The following is a 17,473-nucleotide window of genomic DNA, read 5'->3' as shown; positions in this document are numbered from 1 at the left end:
CCGCCCAGCGTGGTTGGTGCCGGATTCCCCAACAGTTCAGATTCCCCGGATATCCATGTCCCACTTTTCCTATCGCAATGGCGCCCTGCACGCCGAACAGGTTTCGCTGCAGGCGCTGGCCGAACAGTTCGGTACGCCGCTTTACGTCTATTCCAAGGCCGCCCTGGTCGAGAATTTCTCGGCCTATGCCGATGCCTGCCGCCAGGCCGGCCGTGCCGAAGGGGCAGGGGGTGGGGCGCTGGTGTGCTATTCGGTCAAGTCCAATTCCAACCTGGCGGTGCTGAACCTGCTGGGCCGGCTGGGTTCGGGCTTCGACATCGTCTCCGGTGGTGAACTGCTGCGCGTGGTGGCCGCCGGCGGCGATGCGCGCAAGGTGATCTTCTCTGGCGTCGGCAAGGGCCGCGACGAGATGAAGCTGGCCCTGGAACATGACATCCTCTGCTTCAACGTCGAATCCATCCCCGAGGTGGCGCGCCTGAACGAAGTGGCCGGTGCCATGGGCAAGCGCGCCCGCATCTCGCTGCGGGTCAACCCCAACGTGGATGCCAAGACCCACCCCTACATTTCCACCGGCCTGAAGGAAAACAAGTTCGGCGTGGCCTATGAAGATGCGCTGAACTGCTACCGTGCCGCAGCCGCCCTGCCCAATATCGAGGTGGTCGGCATCGATTGCCACATCGGTTCGCAATTGCTGGACGACTCGCCGCTGCTGGAAGCGCTGGACAAGGTCATCGACATGGTCGACACGCTGGAAGCGGAGGGCATTCACATCCATCATCTCGACATCGGTGGCGGCATCGGCATCCGCTACGACGACGAACACCCGGTGGCCATCGGCGACTACCTGGCCCGCGTGTTCGCCCGGGTCGACGCCTGGCGCGCCGGCAAGTACGATGGCCGTCCGATCCAGGTCATGTTCGAACCCGGCCGCTCGGTGGTGGGCAATGCCGGTCTGCTGCTGACCGAAGTGCAATACCTCAAGCATGGCGAAGGCAAGAATTTCGCCGTGGTCGACGCCGCCATGAACGACCTGATGCGCCCGGCCATGTATGAAGCCTGGCACGGCGTGAAGACCGTCAAGGAAAATGCCGGCCAGGCGCGTATCTATGATGTGGTCGGTCCGGTCTGCGAATCCGGTGACTGGCTGGCACGCTCGCGTGAGCTGGCCATTGGCGAAGGCGACCTGCTGGCCCTGATGTCGGCCGGTGCCTACGGCATGACCATGGCCTCCAACTACAACACCCGCGGCCGCGCCGCCGAAGTGCTGGTCGATGGCACGCAGGTGCATCTGGTCCGCCAGCGCGAGCAGCCGGCCGATCTGTTTGCGCTGGAAAAGATCGTCGACTGAGTTTTGTTGTCGCTCCGATAAGCGGCAGCCCCGGAAACGGGGCTGCCGTTTCCTTTTCAACAGCGTTTATTAATCGGGCGGCAATACGCGCCGGTGCTGGGTCACAGATATTTTTTGCAGAGCCGCATTTTTGTTTTGCCTTTCAGAAATTTGGGCGCAAAATAGCCGTCCGTCCAAAGAACAACTGAAGCACCCCAACAAGCCTGGCGCGCGAGCAGCAATGCGCCACCGGAGACCAGGCAAGCCACGCAGGCCACAGGACGACAGGGAGAAGACCATGCCACCGGGACGGTGGTCGGTAGCGCAACACAGGGGAATTCCATGCAAGTCCTGGAACGCACAGAGGGAGATCGCGACAAGCGGGTGCACGGAGCCGACGCCGAAGGCGGCCAGGCGCATGCGCGTCCTATCGCCACCGCATCCAGCGCATCCAGCACCGAGGAACTCGAAGTCCGTGCCTCGCATATCACCGCCGCTGCCGTGGCCGCTGCCGCCGTCACGGCTGCCGTGGTGACCGCCGCCGCGGACGAATCAACGTTGCGCGCCGAGCACGTGGCGCAGGAGCAGCCCGAGGCCGGGAGCCGCCCGGCGCCCAGCGGCCCGCGCACCGAACCGCAGGTGGCAGCCTCCACCCGTGGCGCCATGCTGGTGTCGCTGCTGACACTGGCCATCATCGGCCTGGCCTTGTGGCTGGGCGCGCAATGGCCGCAACGCTCGCTCAAGCCGATGCTGACGCAATTACCGAGCTTTTCCCGTCCTGCCCCGGTAGCACCGGCACCGCAGTCGGCTGCCGAAGAGAGTAGCGCTGCGGCCAGCCTGGAGGCGCCCGGACCCGATGCCATCGCCCAGTTGCAGCAGGAAGCCGACGAAAAGGCGCGCCTGCTGGCACAAAAGCGTGCTGCGGCCGAGGCCCGCCATCGCCGCGAGGATGCCGCCCTGACCCTGCGCGAGCAGCGTCGGCGCGAAGCCGAGGCGCAACTGGCCAATGCCCGCGCCCAGGCCGAGCGCGCCCAGGCGGCCATCACCGTACCGGAAGCGGCGGCCGCTCCGGCCGCGCCGTCCCTGGCCGAGCAGGTCAAGCAATGCAGCGCGCTGTCGCTGTTCGCACGCGAAAGCTGCTTGTGGAAGCTATGTGATGGCAAGTGGGGCAAGAATGGCTGCCCCTCCTACGAGCGCACTAACGAAGGCGCCTGAGCCGGCGCCGCTGCAGCACCTCTTCCTCCCTCCCCCCATTTTTGGATTGTCTGGATACGGCCCGGCCGGCACCGCCCGCCCGGGGTGCTCCCGGCCGGGAGCAATTCTTGCTTGCCTGAAGACCATCGGCGTAGGACCGCAAGCCCGCCTGTGGCCCCTCCGCGACAGATGAAAAGTCTTGCCGCAAGCGGCTTTGCGAACGGTATTTGCCGTTGACTTGCCGCTATAATGCGCGTTTTTCTTCCCTCCCCTGCAAGGAAAAAGGCATGAATGCACTGCTCTGGTTCGTCGTCCTCTACTGGGTTATCTCGGTGGCCATCGGTCTGTATGCCACCCGATACGTCAAGAGTTCGAAGGACTACGCCGTCGCCGGCCGCTCGCTGCCGATGTCGGTGGTGACCGCGACCGTGTTTGCGACCTGGTTCGGTTCGGAGGCGGTGCTGGGGGTGTCCTCCACCTTCCTCAAGGAAGGCATGGGCGGCATCGTGGCCGATCCCTTCGGCTCTTCGCTGTGCCTGATCCTGGTCGGCGTCTTCTTCGCCAAGCGCCTGTACCGGATGAATCTTCTGACCATCGGCGACTATTACAAGAAGCGCTTCGGCCGCGCCGCCGAGATGCTGGTGACGATCTGTATCGTGATTTCCTACCTGGGATGGGTGGCCGCGCAGATCAAGGCCCTGGGCCTGGTCTTCAACGTCGTCTCGGGCGGCTACATCCCGATGCACTGGGGCATGATCATCGGTGCCGGTAGCGTGCTGATCTATACCCTCATGGGCGGCATGTGGGCCGTGGCCATCACCGACTTCCTGCAGATGATCATCGTGGTGGTCGGCATGCTCTATATCGGCTACGAAGTTTCGGGCATGGTCGGCGGTCCCGGCGTGGTGATCGCGCATGCGGCCGAGGCCGGCAAGTTCAACTTCTGGCCGGCCGCCGAACTCAAGGACGTGCTGTGGTTCTTCGCCGCCTGGATCACCATGATGCTGGGCTCGATCCCGCAGCAGGACGTGTTCCAGCGGGTGATGTCGTCCAAGAACGAGAACGTGGCCCGCAATGCCTCCATCCTGGGCGGCGTGATCTATTTCTTCTTCGTCTTCATCCCCATCTTCCTGGCCTACTCGGCTACGCTGATCGACCCCGCCATGGTCTCGCGCCTGCTGGAAACCGATTCCCAGCTGGTCCTGCCGACCCTGATCATGGAAAAGATGCCGGTCTTCGCCCAGGTGATGTTCTTCGGCGCGCTATTGTCGGCCATCAAGAGCTGCGCCAGCGCGACCCTGCTGGCCCCCTCGGTGACCTTTACCGAAAACGTGCTCAAGGAAATTCGCCCCTGGAAGAACGACCGTGAATTCCTCTTCACCATGCGCGCCGTGGTGCTGGTCTTCACCATCGGTGTCACTGCGCTGGCGCTGAACAGCCAGTCCAGCATCTATGAAATGGTCGAGAATGCCTACAAGGTGACCCTGGTGGCGGCCTTCGTACCGCTGGCCTTCGGCGTCTACTGGCAGCGCGCCACCCGCCAGGGGGCGCTGATGGCCATGGTGCTCGGCCTGGTGTCGTGGATCACCCTGGAATACACCGCGCCGGAAGGCCTGTGGCCGCCGCAACTGGCCGGCCTGCTGTTCTCCATCGGCGGCATGGTGGTCGGATCGCTCATGCCACAGGTGCTGGCACCGGTGGCCCCTATCGCTGTGGCACCGGCCGAGGGAACGGCCCAGTCCTGAGTTCTTCTTGCCTGCCTGAAACGGTCGCCCGGCCCAGCCGCGCGGCCGTTTTCTGTTTTCATGCTTCCGTTGGGTCCCAGTCTGCGGCGGGAATGATGCGTTTCATGAACTCATCAAAGAGGGGGACGGTAAAGGCCGTGTCCCCGTGCGTCGGGCTCCATATCATCCCTTTTGCGATGAGACTGCTGCGCAGGGGGCCCAAGGAAGTGCTCTCGCGGCCCAGCTTGGCGGCGATGTCCCCCGAGCGGTGCGGGCCGGCCCCCAGCTCTGCCATTGCCCTCAGATACTTCTTCTCTGCCGGCGTCAGCCGATCAAAACGTACCCGGAAGAAGCTCTCATCCAGTGCCGCGACTGCTTCGACCGAGGCGGTTTCTACGTCCTGTCGCGTGATGGGGCTGGTGGTTGCAACATCCCATGCGTGCTTGCCCCATTCCTGCAGGAAATAGGGATACCCCTTGGTGAAACCGATGATCAGGTTCACTGCTTCGTTGTCGACGTCCACGCCTTCATCATGTGCCGGTTTGACGATCGCGTCGGCAGCGTCAGCCGCGTCCAGCGGACCTATTATCGGGAAGTCAAACAGGCGTTCAGAATAGGACTTGGCCTCCCCCATCCTGCCTCGGAGCTGAGGCAAGCCGGCACCGACGACCACCAGCGGAAGTTGCAGTTGAGCACAGCGGTGCAGGGCCGATGTCAGTGCTGCCAGCTGTTTTTCGGGGACATACTGCAGTTCATCGATGAAAATGGCAACAAGCGTACCGGCAGCGCGTGCTGCGGCCCCGACCTGCTCCAGCAGCATCGTCAAATCACCCTCCAGGTCGCCGTTATCGGCAAGGCCCGGCTCTGGCTCGTAGTCGAGTCCGACTTCAACATCGTTGAACGTGAGCTTCATCTTGCCGACGAATCCCGCAAGGGCACGCAAGCCGCGAATGGCGACGTCCTTTGCCTGTTCCATACGGCTCAACTTGAGCAGGCCGATACGCAGCTGGGGTGCCAGTACTGCCGGGAGCGATCTCCCTTCAGGCGCTTCAATTCGGATCGTCACCACTCCGGAACCCTCGGCATCCTTCATCATCTGATCCAGCAAGACCGTCTTGCCGACGCCGCGCAGACCGACGAGCATCATGCTCTTTGCGGGTTTGCCGCGGCGTAGCCTTTCAATGCACAGGCGCATCTTCGCCCGCACTTCATCACGTCCTGCAAGCTCTGGCGGAGGACTGCCGGCACCCGGCGCGTAAGGATTCAGGATAGGGTCCATATATATACGCTTTAGGCAATTTATGTAATTTTCATAAATTACCTAAAATCAGTAGAAAAAACAAGGTCGAAGGAAGTGGCATTGCGTAAGACCATGGTCAGGCTGCTTGCTGCGGCTGGATTCCCAAGATCGAGGAGTCGATGGGGGGGCGTGGGGCGGATCGGTTAGGGCTTGTTCACTAGCCCCTTGATCTAAAAACTGGCTATGTTAGCCAGAACTGCTGGGCTAGCTGCTGTCAAAGCATCCTAATGGACCGGTTTTCGACGTAATTTGATGTCAATCTAGAAATAGATTGAGCCGAAACCGGAACTTATTTGCTTTCCATCAACCTCAAATGACATGACTGAGCAAACTCGCCCCTACGATTTTGCTGCCGATGCGTTGTTTCTGGATTTCGACGGCACTCTGGTCGAACTGGCGCCACAACCCGAAGAGATCGTGGTGCCGCCGGAACTGATCACGCTGTTGCAGCGACTACAACAAGAATCGGACGGCGCGCTGGCCATCGTCAGCGGCCGCCCCCTGGATCAACTCGATTTCTTCCTGGCGCCGCTGCGCCTGCCGGCCGCCGGTGTGCATGGCGCCGAACGACGTACCGCCGATGGCCGCATCCTCCAGCAGCCGGTGCCGGACGTGCATCACCTGCGCGACCGGCTGCTGCCGCTGGTGCAGGGCAATCCCGGCCTGCAGCTTGAACTCAAGCGCGGCGCCCTGGCGCTGCACTACCGGCATGCCGCCCACCTGGAGCAACGCTGCGTGGAAACCATGATGGACGCCCTGCGCCACGAACCCGGTTTTTCCCTGCTGCACGGCAAGATGGTGGTGGAGGCCAAGCCCCACATCAACAAGGGTGATGCGGTGGCGGCCTTCCTGCACGAAGCACCATTCCGGGGCCGCCGTCCGGTCTTCATCGGTGATGATGTGACAGATGAAGCCGGGTTTGCCATCGCGCAGGCCGAGACCTACGGCGGCCTGGGCATCAAGGTCGGTACCGGCCCCAGCCAGGCGCAGCAGCGTCTGGCCGACCCGGCGGCGGTGCTGGCCTTGCTACGAGAGACCATCCCCGCGCGCAGCCTCAGCGGATGACCGCCCGGGCGCAGCACGCGCCCATCATCGCCTTCCATCAAGAAATCTGACCCACAGAACAGAGCACGAGGAACCATGAGCCAGCCCAGCCCCGACCCGCAACAGGAAGCGCAGCCGCAGCCGCATTCCCAGACCCAGCATTCCGAACAGCCGCATCTGGCCGCCCAGGCGCACGACATGCCCTCCACCTCGTCGCTGGACCTGGGCGTGATCGGCAATTGCGCCTTCTCGGCGCTGGTGGACAAGATGGGCCGCATCGTCTGGTGCTGCTTGCCGCGCTTCGATGGCGACCCGGTCTTCAATGCCTTGCTGGACCCCACCGACAATGGCGCGCTGTGGTCTTTCCAGCTGGAGAATTTTTCCCACAGCGAGCAGTGGTACGAACCCAATACCGCCGTGCTGCGCACCCGTCTCTACGACACCCTGGGCCAGGGCATCGAAATCACCGACCTGGCGCCGCGCTTCCAGAGCCGTGGTCGCTTTTTCCGCCCGCTGCAGCTGGTGCGTCGCGTCCATCCGCTGTCGGGCGCGCCACGCATGCGGGTGGTGTTGCGTCCCCGTTTCGACTGGGGTCGCGATATTCCGGCGCAGACCCGTGGCAGCAACCATATCCGCTATGTCGGCCCGGACCAGACCCTGCGCCTGAACACGGATGCGCCGATCAGCTACATCGTCGACGAGACCGCCTTCGTGGTCAGCCGCCCCTACAACTTCATCCTGGGCCCTGATGAAACGCTGCATGGCGGCATCAACGACACCGCCCGCGACTTCGAACAGGAAACCACCGCCTACTGGCGCAACTGGAGCCGCGCCCTGGCCACTCCGCTGGAGTGGCAGGATGCGGTGATCCGCGCGGCCATCACGCTCAAGCTCTCCGTCTTCGAAGACACCGGCGCCATCATCGCTGCCATGACCACCAGCGTGCCCGAAGCGCCGGGCAGCCAGCGCAACTGGGACTATCGCTATTGTTGGCTGCGCGACGCCTTCTTCGTGGTGCGTGCCCTGAACAGTCTGTCCGAACTGGGGACCATGGAAGACTACCTGCGCTGGCTGACCAACGTGGTGGTGCGCTCCGGCGGTGGTCATGTGCAGCCGCTGTATGGCATCGGCCTGGAAGAAGCGCTGCCCGAGCAGATCCTGGACCACCTGCCGGGCTACCAGCACCACCAGCCGGTGCGCGTGGGCAACCAGGCCTACGAACATTTCCAGCATGACGTCTACGGCAATATCGTGCTGGGCGCGGCCCAGGCCTTCCACGACATGCGCCTGCATCATCGCGCCGGGGCCGAGCATTTCCAGCATCTGGAAGCCGTCGGCGAGCGCGCCTACGAGGTCTACAACCAGCCCGACGCCGGCATGTGGGAGCTGCGCACGCGCTCGCGCATCCATACCTCCTCGGCGTTGATGAGCTGGGCCGCCTGCGACCGCCTGGCCAAGATCGCCGCCCGGGTCGACCTGCCGGAGCGCGCCCGCTACTGGGGCGACCGCGCCAAGGAAATCGGCGAGCGCATCCTCACCGAAGCCTGGAACGAGCAACGCCAGGCCTATGCCGAAAGCTTCGGCGGCCGCGACCTCGACGCCAGCGTGCTGCTGATGGTCGAGGTCGGCTTGATCGCGCCCACCGACAAGCGCTTCATTTCTACCGTCGAGGCGCTGGAAAAACACCTGTGTGATGGCCCCTACATGCGCCGCTACGAAGCCCCGGACGACTTCGGCCGGCCCGAGACCGCCTTCAATATCTGTACCTTCTGGCGCATCGATGCGCTGGCCCGCATCGGCCGCAAGGAGCAGGCCCGTGAAATCTTCCAGGCCATGCTGGATGCCCGCAACCACCTGGGTCTGCTGTCCGAGGACACCCATCCGGTCACGCGCCAGATGTGGGGCAACTTCCCGCAGACCTATTCGATGGTAGGCATCATCAACTGTGCGATGCGCCTGTCGGCGTCATGGGAGGCGGTGATCTGATGTCGCGACTTGTTGTTGTCTCCAATCGCCTGGCCGATCCCCGCAAGCCCGCCGCCGGCGGCCTGGCGGTGGCGCTGGGCGAAACCCTGAAGAAGACCGGCGGCCTGTGGTTCGGCTGGAGCGGCAAGGTGGTCGAGGATGGCACGCCCGGCGAGGGCGAGCTGCGCGTGAACCAGGCCGGCAGCGTGACCCTGGCCGAGCTGGACCTGTCGCAGGAAGACCATGATGCCTATTACCGCGGCTATGCCAACGGGGTGCTGTGGCCGGTGTTCCATTACCGGCTCGACCTGGCGCACTTCGAGGCCGGCCACCTGGGCGGCTATCGGCGCGTGAACCAGCTGTTTGCGCGCAAGCTGTTCCCGCTGTTGAAACGCGATGACATCGTCTGGATCCACGACTACCACCTCATCCCGCTGGCGGCCGAGCTGCGCGCCATGGGCTGCGAGGCGCGCATCGGTTTCTTCCTGCACATCCCGTTGCCGCCGCCACCTATTCTTACCGCCATCCCCTCCCATGAATGGCTGATGCGGGCGCTGTTCGCCTACGACCTGGTGGGCTTCCAGAACCACGCCGACCTGCAGCACTTCGCCCAGTACGTCCAGGCCGAAGCCACGGCCGAGCCGGTCGGCCCCAACCAGTTCCGCGCCTTCAACCGCACGGTGCATGCCAATGCCTTCCCGATCGGCATCGACGTGGCCGAATTCCAGCGTCTGGGCCAGGCCAAGGAAGCGCGCGATACCTATGACAGCACCAAGGCCGAATATTCGCGCCGCCGCCTGTTGATCGGGGTGGATCGGCTGGACTACTCCAAGGGGCTGCCGCAGCGCATCCGCGCCTTCCGCGAGCTGCTGCGCCTGTATCCGGAAAACCGCCATAGCGCCACCCTGCTGCAGATCGCCTCGCCCAGCCGCGAAGACGTGGAAGCCTATGGCGACATCCAGCGCGAGCTGGAAAGCCTGTGCGGCTCCATCAACGGCGATTTCGGCGACTTCGACTGGATGCCGATCCGCTACATCCACCGTACCGTGGCCCGCCGCCGCCTGCCGGGACTGTACCGCGCCTGCGCAGTCGCGTTGGTCACGCCATTGCGCGATGGCATGAACCTGGTGGCCAAGGAATTCGTCGCCTCCCAGGACGAGGACGACCCCGGCGTGCTGGTGCTGTCGCGCTTTGCCGGTGCGGCCGAGCAGATGAAGCAGGCCCTCATCATCAATCCCTACGACACCCACGGCGCGGCCCAGGTGATCCAGCAGGCCTTGCAGATGTCGCAGTCCGAACGGCGCGAGCGCCATGCTGCCTTGATGGAAAACATCCGCCAGTTCGACGTCCACTGGTGGTGCCGCGAGTTCCTCGATACCCTGCGCAGTAGCCGCGCCGCTCCCGTCGAGGGCTGACTGTCCGGTGGGGAGGGCGGGTGAGGGCAGGTCGCGAAACTTTCCGGGAAGCAAATATTTTTGCCGGCGCGGCGGGGCATGCCGTCGCGTGCCAGCATCGCCGCTGCCGACCGGTTCACTAAAACTCCGCCAAAAGCCTTTATAATTCAGGGTTTTGGAAGTTTTTTGCGGAGTTAGTCATGCCCATTTACGCGTATCGCTGCGAAGCGTGTGGTTTTGCCAAGGATGTCTTGCAGAAGATCTCCGACGATGCGTTGACCGTTTGCCCCTCCTGCCACCAGGACAGCTTCCGGAAGCAGCTCACTGCAGCCGGCTTCCAGTTGAAGGGTTCTGGCTGGTATGTCACCGATTTCCGTGGCAACGGCAGTGGCGCCGCCAATAGCAAGGGTGCCACCGGCACCGGTATCGCCGGCTCGGCCGAAGCCCCTGCCTCGGGTAGTGAGGCGCCCGCCGCCGCCCCCGCTGCTGCCCCCGCTGCCGCAGGCGCAAGCCCGACGACAGCGGCGACTCCGGCCCCAACGCCCGCCGCGCCGTCCACCCCCAGCGCAAGCTAACGAGGTTTTCCTTCCCCCATGCGCAAATACTTCATCACGGGTCTGCTGATCCTGGTTCCCCTGGCCATCACGCTATGGGTACTGAACCTGATCATCAGCACCATGGACCAGTCGCTGCTGCTGCTGCCCGAGGCCTGGCGCCCGCAGCACTGGCTGGGCCACAACATCCCCGGCCTGGGCGCGATCCTGACCTTGCTGATCGTGTTCCTCACCGGCCTGGCGGCGCGCAACTTCATCGGACGGCGCCTGGTGCTGGTGTGGGAAGGCTTCCTCACCCGCATTCCGGTGGTGAAGTCGATCTATTCCAGCGTCAAGCAGGTCTCCGATACGCTCTTCTCGCCCTCCGGCAATGCCTTCCGCAAGGCCGTGCTGATCCAGTATCCGCGCCAGGGCGCGTGGACCATCGCCTTCCTGACCGGCGCCCCCGGCGGCGAGGTGAAGAACCACCTGGCCGGTGACTTCATCAGCGTCTACGTTCCCACCACGCCCAACCCGACCTCCGGTTTCTTCCTGATGCTGCCGCGTGCCGATGCGATCGAGCTCGACATGTCGGTCGATGCAGCCCTGAAGTATGTCGTCTCGATGGGCGTGGTCGCCCCCGAGATGGCGGCCGACAAGAAGATCATCACCGACGTCGCGGCGCCGAAGAATTGACGGGGCGGCCGGTGCCACGCGGCCCGGCCAGCCCCGCCTTCGCCCTTAGCGTCTCCTCTCACGAATCCAACAAGAACACTGTCAACGGAATCACAACCATGTCCATGCGAACCCAATACTGTGGCCTCACTACCGAGGCACTGCTCGGCCAAACCGTCAGCCTGTGCGGCTGGGTACACCGTCGCCGCGATCACGGCGGCGTGATCTTCATCGACCTGCGCGACCGCGAAGGCCTGGTCCAGGTAGTGTGCGACCCGGATCGCGCCGATGTCTTCAAGAACGCCGAGTCGGTGCGCAACGAGTTCTGCCTGCGCATCACCGGCCTGGTACGCAACCGTCCTGAAGGCACCACCAACGCCAACCTGAAGTCGGGCAAGATCGAAGTGCTGTGCCACGAGCTGGAAGTGCTGAACCCGTCGGTGACGCCGCCGTTCCAGCTGGACGACGACAACCTGTCCGAAACCACCCGCCTGACCCACCGCGTGCTGGACCTGCGCCGTCCGCAGATGCAGAACAACCTGCGCCTGCGCTACAAGGTCGCCATGGAAGTGCGCAAGTTCCTGGATGCCCAGGGCTTCATCGACATCGAAACCCCGATGCTGACCAAGTCCACCCCGGAAGGCGCGCGCGACTACCTGGTGCCCTCGCGCGTGAACGCCGGTGAATTCTTCGCCCTGCCGCAGTCGCCCCAGCTGTTCAAGCAGCTGCTGATGGTGGCCAACTTCGACCGCTACTACCAGATCACCAAGTGCTTCCGCGACGAAGACCTGCGTGCTGACCGCCAGCCGGAATTCACCCAGATCGACTGCGAAACCTCCTTCCTGAACGAACAGGAAATCCGTGACCTGTTCGAAGGCATGATCCGCCTGGTCTTCAAGAACGCGCTGGATATCGACCTGCCCAACCCGTTCCCGGTGATGGACTTTGCCACCGCCATGGGCATGTATGGTTCGGACAAACCGGATATGCGCGTCAAGCTCGAATTCACCGAGCTGACCGATGTGATGAAGGATGTCGACTTCAAGGTCTTCTCGGGCGCCGCCAACAGCGAAGGCGGCCGCGTGGTCGGCCTGCGCGTGCCGGGTGGTGCCGACATGCCGCGTTCGGAAATCGACGCCTACACCCAGTTCGTCGCCATCTACGGCGCCAAGGGCCTGGCCTACATCAAGGTCAATGAAAAGGCCAAGGGTCGTGACGGCCTGCAGTCGCCCATCGTCAAGAACATCCACGATGCTGCCCTCACTGCCATCATCGAAAAGACCGGCGCGCAAGACGGCGACCTGATCTTCTTCGGCGCCGACAAGGCCAAGGTGGTCAACGATGCCATCGGCGCGCTGCGCGTGAAGATCGGCCACAGCGATTTCGGCAAGAAGAACGGCCTGTTCGACGACGCCTGGCGTCCGCTGTGGGTGGTCGACTTCCCCATGTTCGAATATGACGAAGATGGCCAGCGCTGGGTCGCGCTGCACCACCCGTTCACTTCGCCCAAGGATGGCCACGAAGACTTCATCTCGACCAATCCCGCAGCGGCCATCGCCAAGGCCTACGACATGGTCCTGAACGGTTGGGAACTGGGCGGCGGTTCGGTCCGTATCCACCGCGCCGACGTACAGAGCAAGGTGTTCCGCGCCCTGAAGATCGATGACGAGGAAGCCCGCTTGAAGTTCGGCTTCCTGCTGGACGCGCTGCAATACGGCGCGCCCCCGCACGGCGGCATCGCCTTCGGCCTGGACCGCCTGGTCACCATGATGGCCGGCGCCGAGTCGATCCGCGACGTGATCGCCTTCCCCAAGACCCAGCGCGCCCAGTGCCTGCTGACCAATGCGCCTTCGGCGGTGGACGAGAAGCAGCTGCGCGAGCTGCACATCCGTCTGCGCAATACCGAGCCGGCAGTGAAGGCCTGATCGATCTATCGGTGTTACGGATAAGTCGAATGAAAAACGCGTGCAGGAATGCACGCGTTTTTTTTCGCCCGATGGGTTAATGATTTAAACAAAATAAAAAATAATTAGTGAAAAGGATATAAATCCTTTCCGCATGCATGCGCTGCAAGCATGGCTGCATGCACAGATATCATTTCCGCCACGCCCCCCACACCCCTATCATCGGCCGGATATTCAACGTCCGACATGAGGGGAAAGCATGCAAGGAACGACATTACCAGCCGGCGGGATGCCGCTGGTCAGCAACCACCAGCGCCGCCGCGCCATCATCGCCACCGTCATCGGCAACGGCCTCGAATGGTTCGACTTCACCGTCTACAGCTTCTTCGCGGTGATCATCGCCAAACTGTTCTTCCCGACCGGCAATGACCTCACTTCCTTGCTGCTGGCCGTGGCCACCTTCGGCGTCGGATTCTTCATGCGTCCGGTGGGCGGTGTCCTGCTGGGCATCTACGCCGACCGCGTGGGCCGCAAGGCAGCGCTGTCGGTGACCATCCTGCTCATGGCCGTGGGCACCACCATGATCGGCCTGGCACCGACCTATGAAAGCATCGGCCTGTTCGCGCCGCTGATCATCGTCGTGGCGCGCCTGCTGCAAGGCTTCTCGGCCGGCGGCGAGATGGGCAGCGCCACCGCCTTCCTGACCGAATATGCACCCGAGCGCGAACGCGCCTTCTACTCCAGCTGGATCCAGGCCAGCATCGGCGTGGCCGTGCTGCTGGGTGCCGCCGTCGGTACCTTCGTCACCACCAGCCTGAGCCCCGAAGCGCTGGCCAGCTGGGGCTGGCGCCTGCCCTTCCTGCTGGGCATCATCATCGGCCCGGTCGGTTACTACATCCGTCACCACCTCGAAGAGACCCCCACCTTCCTCGAAGAAAAGGACAAGACCGACTCGCCCCTGAAGGAAGTGATCCGCAACTTCCCGCGCGAGACCTCGGCCAGTTTTTCGATGGTGATCCTGTGGACGGTCTGTACCTATGTCTTGCTGTTCTACATGCCGACCTATTCGGTCAAGGTCCTGAAGCTGCCGCAGACCACCGGCTTCATCGCCGGCATGGTGGGTGGACTCTGCATCATGGTATTGGCGCCCTTCGTCGGTCGCCTGGCTGATCGCATCGGCCGTCGTCCGCTGCTCTCCGGTTCGGCCGCGCTGATCCTGGTGCTGGCCTATCCCATGTTCGCCTACATCAACAGCGCGCCCAGCCTGTCGACGCTGCTGATCTTCCAACTGGTCTTCGGCACCCTGATCGCAGCCTACACCGGCCCCATCCTGGCGGCGTTCTCGGAACTGTTCCCGGCCAAGGTGCTCTCCACCGGCCTGTCGGTGGCCTACAACCTGGCCGTGACCATCTTCGGCGGCTTTGCCTCCTTCTTCATCACCTGGCTGATCGCCGCCACCGGCAGCACCATGGCGCCGGCCTTCTACGTGATGATCGCTGCTGCCATCAGCTTCATCGGCACCCGCTTCGTGCGTGAGCCGCAGTATCTGCAACAACACTGATTTTTGCCATGACCAAGATTCTCCTGAAGGGCGGCAACGTCCTCGATCCCGCGCTGGGCAGCCTGTTCCCGCGCCATGATGTCCTGATCGAAAAAGACCGCATCATCGATGTCTCCGCCACGCCCCTGGAGGTGCCGGGCGCGCGGGTGGTCGATGTGGCCGGCAAGACCGTGATGCCGGGCCTGATCGATTGCCACGTGCACGTGCTGGCCTCGCTGGCCAACCTGGGCTTGAATGCCCTGCAACCGGGATCGCTGACCTCCATCCGTGCGCTGCCCATCGTCGAGGCGATGTTGAATCGCGGCTTCACCAGCGTGCGCGATGCCGGCGGTGCCGACTGGGGCCTGGCGCAAGCCATCGCCATCGGCCTGGTGCCGGGGCCGCGTATCTTCCCCTCGGGCAAGGCCTTGTCGCAGACCGGTGGCCACGGCGACTTCCGCCCGCGTTCCGATGTGCTGGAGCCTTGTTCCTGCGCCTTCCGCGCCGGCGCCATCGCCCGCGTGGCCGATGGCGTGGATGCGGTGCGCCTGGCTGCTCGCGAAGAACTGCAGAAGGGCGCGACCCAGATCAAGATCATGGCTTCCGGTGGCGTGGCCTCGCCCACCGATCCGATCGGCAACACGCAATATAGCGAAGACGAAATCCGCGCCATCGTGGCCGAAGCCGAAGCCGCCCAGACCTACGTGATGGCCCACGCCTACACCGGCCGTGCCATCTCGCGGGCCGTGCGTTGCGGCGTGCGTACCATCGAGCACGGCAACCTGGTCGACGCCGATGCTGCGCGCGTGATGCGCGAGCATGGGGCCTTCGTCGTACCGACACTGGTGACCTATGATTCGCTGGCCCGCGACGGTGCCCGCCTGGGCCTGCCGCCGGATTCGGTGGCCAAGATCGAATCGGTGCGCCAGGCCGGGCGTGATTCGCTGCGCATCTATGCCGAGCATGGCGTGCAGATGGGCTTCGGCTCCGACCTCCTGGGTGAGATGCACCAGGACCAGTCGACCGAATTCCTGATCCGCGCCGAGATCCTGGGCAATCTGGAAACGATCCGCTCGGCGACGTCGATTGCCGCTGCCATCCTGCAGCGCGAAGGTGAACTGGGTACCGTGCGCGCCGGCGCACTGGCCGACCTGATCGTGGTCGACGGCAACCCGTTGCAGGACATCACGCTGCTGACCGGGCAGGGCGAGCATCTGTCGCTGGTCATGCAGTCCGGCCACATCCACCGCAGCCGCTGATCGTCCCACCGCCAGCGCGCTCACGGCGGCTGCCGCTGCTGCTGCATCACCTCCCCCGCTGCTTTCCCGACCGGTATCAGGAAAGCAGCGGCGGGCATGCTTTTCGCTCTACCATCATGGTCTGTTGAGAGAACCGAGCCGGAGCGCCGACCATGCGTATATCACCCCTTCCTCCCCTGCCGTCGCTGATCGCCTTCGAGGCCGCCATGCGGCATGGCAGCTTTACGCGTGCCGCCGCTGAACTGCACCTGACGCAAAGTGCCATCAGCCGCCAGATCGCCCAGCTGGAGCGCTTCCTGGGCAAGAAGCTGTTCCTGCGCGAACCCCGTGCATTGCGGCTGACCGTGAGCGGCCAGCGCTACGCCGCCTTGGTGCAGCGCCTGCTGGTCGATTGCGCCGAAGCCACCGAAGACATCATGAAGCGCAAGGGCCACCAGGAATTGACGGTGGCTTGTTCGCAGGGGGTGGCCGTGCTGTGGCTGACGCCCCGGCTGGCGCGCTTTCGTGCCTCGCATCCGGATTGCCATCTGCGCCTGATCGTCAACGACAGCCTGGCGCAACTCTCCGAGACCGACTTCGACATGGGCATCTACTTCCTGCGCGACGGCCCGCCCTCGGGCCTGGCTGTGCGCCGGCTGTATGACGAGGAAGTGTTTCCGGTCTGTTCGCCCGCCTATCTGGATGGCCGCAGCCTGAGCCCGGCCGAGCTGCGCCACGAGACCCTGTTGATGCTGGAAGATGGCCAGCGGCAATGGATGTCCTGGCAGAACTGGATGGCGCAAAACGGTCTACCCGATGTCCGCATCGAACAGCAGATCCTGTCCAACCAATACCCCGTGCTGCTGCAGCTGGCCATGGAAGGGCAGGGCATCGTGCTGGCCTGGCGCCACATGATCGATGCCTGCATGGAACAGGGGCTGCTGGTGCGCGCCTGCGAGGCCAGCGCCAGCCTGGGCGGCGGCTACTATGCCGTCTGGCCGCGTGACCGCATCGAGCACGCCGCCGCACGCGCCTTCAGGAGCTGGCTGGTGGCCGAGAGCGAGGCGTCGCTGCTCTGAGTCGGCGCCGTCCCGATACAATGGAGGCTTTGCTGCAGCCCGGACAGCCTCATGACGCAAGCCAAGCCCTACAAGATTCCCGAATCGGTGCTGGTGGTGATCCACAGCGCCGACCACCATGTACTGCTGATCGAACGCGCCGACCAGCCTGGTTTCTGGCAATCGGTGACCGGTTCCAAGGACTATCCCGATGAGGCATTGTCGGAGACTGCCCGACGCGAAGTGCAGGAAGAAACCGGCATCATCGTCGCCGACGGCGGCGTAGAATCGGGCGTTGATGGCGGAAACCGGGTGCCGCAGGCGCATCTGCGCGACTGGCAACTTTCCAACATCTATGACATCTATCCGGTCTGGCGGCATCGCTACGCGCCGGGCGTGACCAGAAACACCGAGCACGTCTTCGGCCTGCTGGTGCCGCGCGACATCCCGGTGACGCTCGCTCCGCGCGAGCATACGCATTACGCCTGGCTGCCCTACCGCGAAGCGGCCGACCGCTGTTTCTCGCCGTCCAATGCGGAGGCGATCCTGCAATTGCCCAGCTACCTGGCGGGCTAGC

Annotated in this window: 14 protein-coding genes; 13 read left to right on the top strand and 1 reads right to left on the bottom strand. The window is 63.9% G+C overall.

What is annotated here, in order from left to right:
• Nucleotides 1-55: 55 nt before the first annotated feature.
• From lysA to I5R65_RS13305, 3 genes are all read left to right on the top strand, one after another.
• Complete coding sequence (gene lysA / locus I5R65_RS13315; RefSeq protein WP_180668121.1) at nucleotides 56-1,348, top strand: diaminopimelate decarboxylase; 1,293 nt, start codon at nucleotides 56-58, stop codon at nucleotides 1,346-1,348.
• Nucleotides 1,349-1,669: 321 nt separating this feature from the next.
• Complete coding sequence (locus tag I5R65_RS13310) at nucleotides 1,670-2,542, top strand: phage tail protein (protein WP_180668120.1); 873 nt, start codon at nucleotides 1,670-1,672, stop codon at nucleotides 2,540-2,542.
• Between the two features lie 266 nt (nucleotides 2,543-2,808).
• Nucleotides 2,809-4,266, top strand: a complete 1,458-nt coding sequence (locus I5R65_RS13305; RefSeq protein ID WP_180668119.1) for a sodium:solute symporter family protein — start codon at nucleotides 2,809-2,811, stop codon at nucleotides 4,264-4,266.
• Nucleotides 4,267-4,324: 58 nt separating this feature from the next.
• On the opposite strand, the gene I5R65_RS13300 is transcribed toward I5R65_RS13305, so the two are convergent.
• Nucleotides 4,325-5,524, bottom strand: a complete 1,200-nt coding sequence (locus I5R65_RS13300; RefSeq protein ID WP_180668118.1) for an ATP-binding protein — start codon at nucleotides 5,522-5,524, stop codon at nucleotides 4,325-4,327.
• Between the two features lie 339 nt (nucleotides 5,525-5,863).
• Between I5R65_RS13300 and otsB the strand changes: the two genes are divergently transcribed.
• The 10 genes from otsB (at nucleotide 5,864) to nudB (ending at nucleotide 17,472) form a co-directional block, all read left to right on the top strand.
• Nucleotides 5,864-6,610: a trehalose-phosphatase gene (gene otsB, locus I5R65_RS13295; RefSeq protein WP_180668117.1), complete on the top strand. Its 747-nt coding sequence runs from the start codon at nucleotides 5,864-5,866 to the stop codon at nucleotides 6,608-6,610.
• 75 nt (nucleotides 6,611-6,685) lie between these two features.
• Complete coding sequence (locus I5R65_RS13290; RefSeq protein WP_180668116.1) at nucleotides 6,686-8,575, top strand: glycoside hydrolase family 15 protein; 1,890 nt, start codon at nucleotides 6,686-6,688, stop codon at nucleotides 8,573-8,575.
• Nucleotides 8,575-9,969, top strand: a complete 1,395-nt coding sequence (gene otsA, locus I5R65_RS13285) for an alpha,alpha-trehalose-phosphate synthase (UDP-forming) (RefSeq protein ID WP_180668115.1) — start codon at nucleotides 8,575-8,577, stop codon at nucleotides 9,967-9,969. Before I5R65_RS13290 ends, otsA begins: the two co-directional genes overlap by 1 nt.
• A gap of 179 nt (nucleotides 9,970-10,148) precedes the next feature.
• A complete protein-coding gene (locus tag I5R65_RS13280; protein WP_180668114.1) occupies nucleotides 10,149-10,523 on the top strand; it encodes an FmdB family zinc ribbon protein in 375 nt (124 codons plus the stop codon).
• Between the two features lie 18 nt (nucleotides 10,524-10,541).
• Nucleotides 10,542-11,177 carry a DUF502 domain-containing protein gene (locus I5R65_RS13275; protein WP_180668113.1) on the top strand — a complete coding sequence of 212 codons (636 nt, stop codon included), beginning with the start codon at nucleotides 10,542-10,544 and terminating at the stop codon, nucleotides 11,175-11,177.
• Between the two features lie 98 nt (nucleotides 11,178-11,275).
• Entirely contained in the window at nucleotides 11,276-13,081 is a 1,806-nt protein-coding gene (gene aspS, locus I5R65_RS13270; RefSeq protein ID WP_180668112.1) for an aspartate--tRNA ligase, read from the top strand.
• Nucleotides 13,082-13,319: 238 nt separating this feature from the next.
• Nucleotides 13,320-14,621 (top strand): MFS transporter, encoded by a 1,302-nt coding sequence (locus tag I5R65_RS13265; protein ID WP_180668111.1) that lies wholly within the window; start codon nucleotides 13,320-13,322, stop codon nucleotides 14,619-14,621.
• Between the two features lie 8 nt (nucleotides 14,622-14,629).
• On the top strand, nucleotides 14,630-15,859 hold the full coding sequence (locus tag I5R65_RS13260) for an amidohydrolase family protein (RefSeq protein WP_180668110.1): 1,230 nt from the start codon (nucleotides 14,630-14,632) through the stop codon (nucleotides 15,857-15,859).
• Between the two features lie 152 nt (nucleotides 15,860-16,011).
• Complete coding sequence (locus tag I5R65_RS13255; RefSeq protein ID WP_180668109.1) at nucleotides 16,012-16,917, top strand: LysR substrate-binding domain-containing protein; 906 nt, start codon at nucleotides 16,012-16,014, stop codon at nucleotides 16,915-16,917.
• Between the two features lie 51 nt (nucleotides 16,918-16,968).
• A complete protein-coding gene (gene nudB, locus I5R65_RS13250; protein ID WP_180668108.1) occupies nucleotides 16,969-17,472 on the top strand; it encodes a dihydroneopterin triphosphate diphosphatase in 504 nt (167 codons plus the stop codon).
• The last annotated feature ends 1 nt before the right edge of the window (nucleotide 17,473 follow it).

It is taken from the genome of Herbaspirillum sp. AP02, from assembly GCF_015767275.1.
In the GTDB taxonomy this organism is placed as follows: Bacteria; Pseudomonadota; Gammaproteobacteria; order Burkholderiales; family Burkholderiaceae_D; genus Herbaspirillum.
Note: the sequence above shows the minus strand (reverse complement) of the source record. Positions and strands in the feature narration are given on the sequence as shown.

What these genes read in the sequence shown, in the direction of transcription:
- I5R65_RS13280 (WP_180668114.1), top strand. Translation starts at nt 10,149, where the DNA reads ATGCCCATTTACGCGTATCGCTGCGAAGCGTGTGGTTTTGCCAAGGAT.
- I5R65_RS13300 (WP_180668118.1), bottom strand. Translation starts at nt 5,524, where the DNA reads ATGGACCCTATCCTGAATCCTTACGCGCCGGGTGCCGGCAGTCCTCCG.
- I5R65_RS13260 (WP_180668110.1), top strand. Translation starts at nt 14,630, where the DNA reads ATGACCAAGATTCTCCTGAAGGGCGGCAACGTCCTCGATCCCGCGCTG.
- I5R65_RS13290 (WP_180668116.1), top strand. Translation starts at nt 6,686, where the DNA reads ATGAGCCAGCCCAGCCCCGACCCGCAACAGGAAGCGCAGCCGCAGCCG.
- I5R65_RS13275 (WP_180668113.1), top strand. Translation starts at nt 10,542, where the DNA reads ATGCGCAAATACTTCATCACGGGTCTGCTGATCCTGGTTCCCCTGGCC.
- otsA (WP_180668115.1), top strand. Translation starts at nt 8,575, where the DNA reads ATGTCGCGACTTGTTGTTGTCTCCAATCGCCTGGCCGATCCCCGCAAG.
- otsB (WP_180668117.1), top strand. Translation starts at nt 5,864, where the DNA reads ATGACTGAGCAAACTCGCCCCTACGATTTTGCTGCCGATGCGTTGTTT.
- nudB (WP_180668108.1), top strand. Translation starts at nt 16,969, where the DNA reads ATGACGCAAGCCAAGCCCTACAAGATTCCCGAATCGGTGCTGGTGGTG.
- I5R65_RS13305 (WP_180668119.1), top strand. Translation starts at nt 2,809, where the DNA reads ATGAATGCACTGCTCTGGTTCGTCGTCCTCTACTGGGTTATCTCGGTG.
- aspS (WP_180668112.1), top strand. Translation starts at nt 11,276, where the DNA reads ATGTCCATGCGAACCCAATACTGTGGCCTCACTACCGAGGCACTGCTC.
- I5R65_RS13310 (WP_180668120.1), top strand. Translation starts at nt 1,670, where the DNA reads ATGCAAGTCCTGGAACGCACAGAGGGAGATCGCGACAAGCGGGTGCAC.
- lysA (WP_180668121.1), top strand. Translation starts at nt 56, where the DNA reads ATGTCCCACTTTTCCTATCGCAATGGCGCCCTGCACGCCGAACAGGTT.
- I5R65_RS13265 (WP_180668111.1), top strand. Translation starts at nt 13,320, where the DNA reads ATGCAAGGAACGACATTACCAGCCGGCGGGATGCCGCTGGTCAGCAAC.
- I5R65_RS13255 (WP_180668109.1), top strand. Translation starts at nt 16,012, where the DNA reads ATGCGTATATCACCCCTTCCTCCCCTGCCGTCGCTGATCGCCTTCGAG.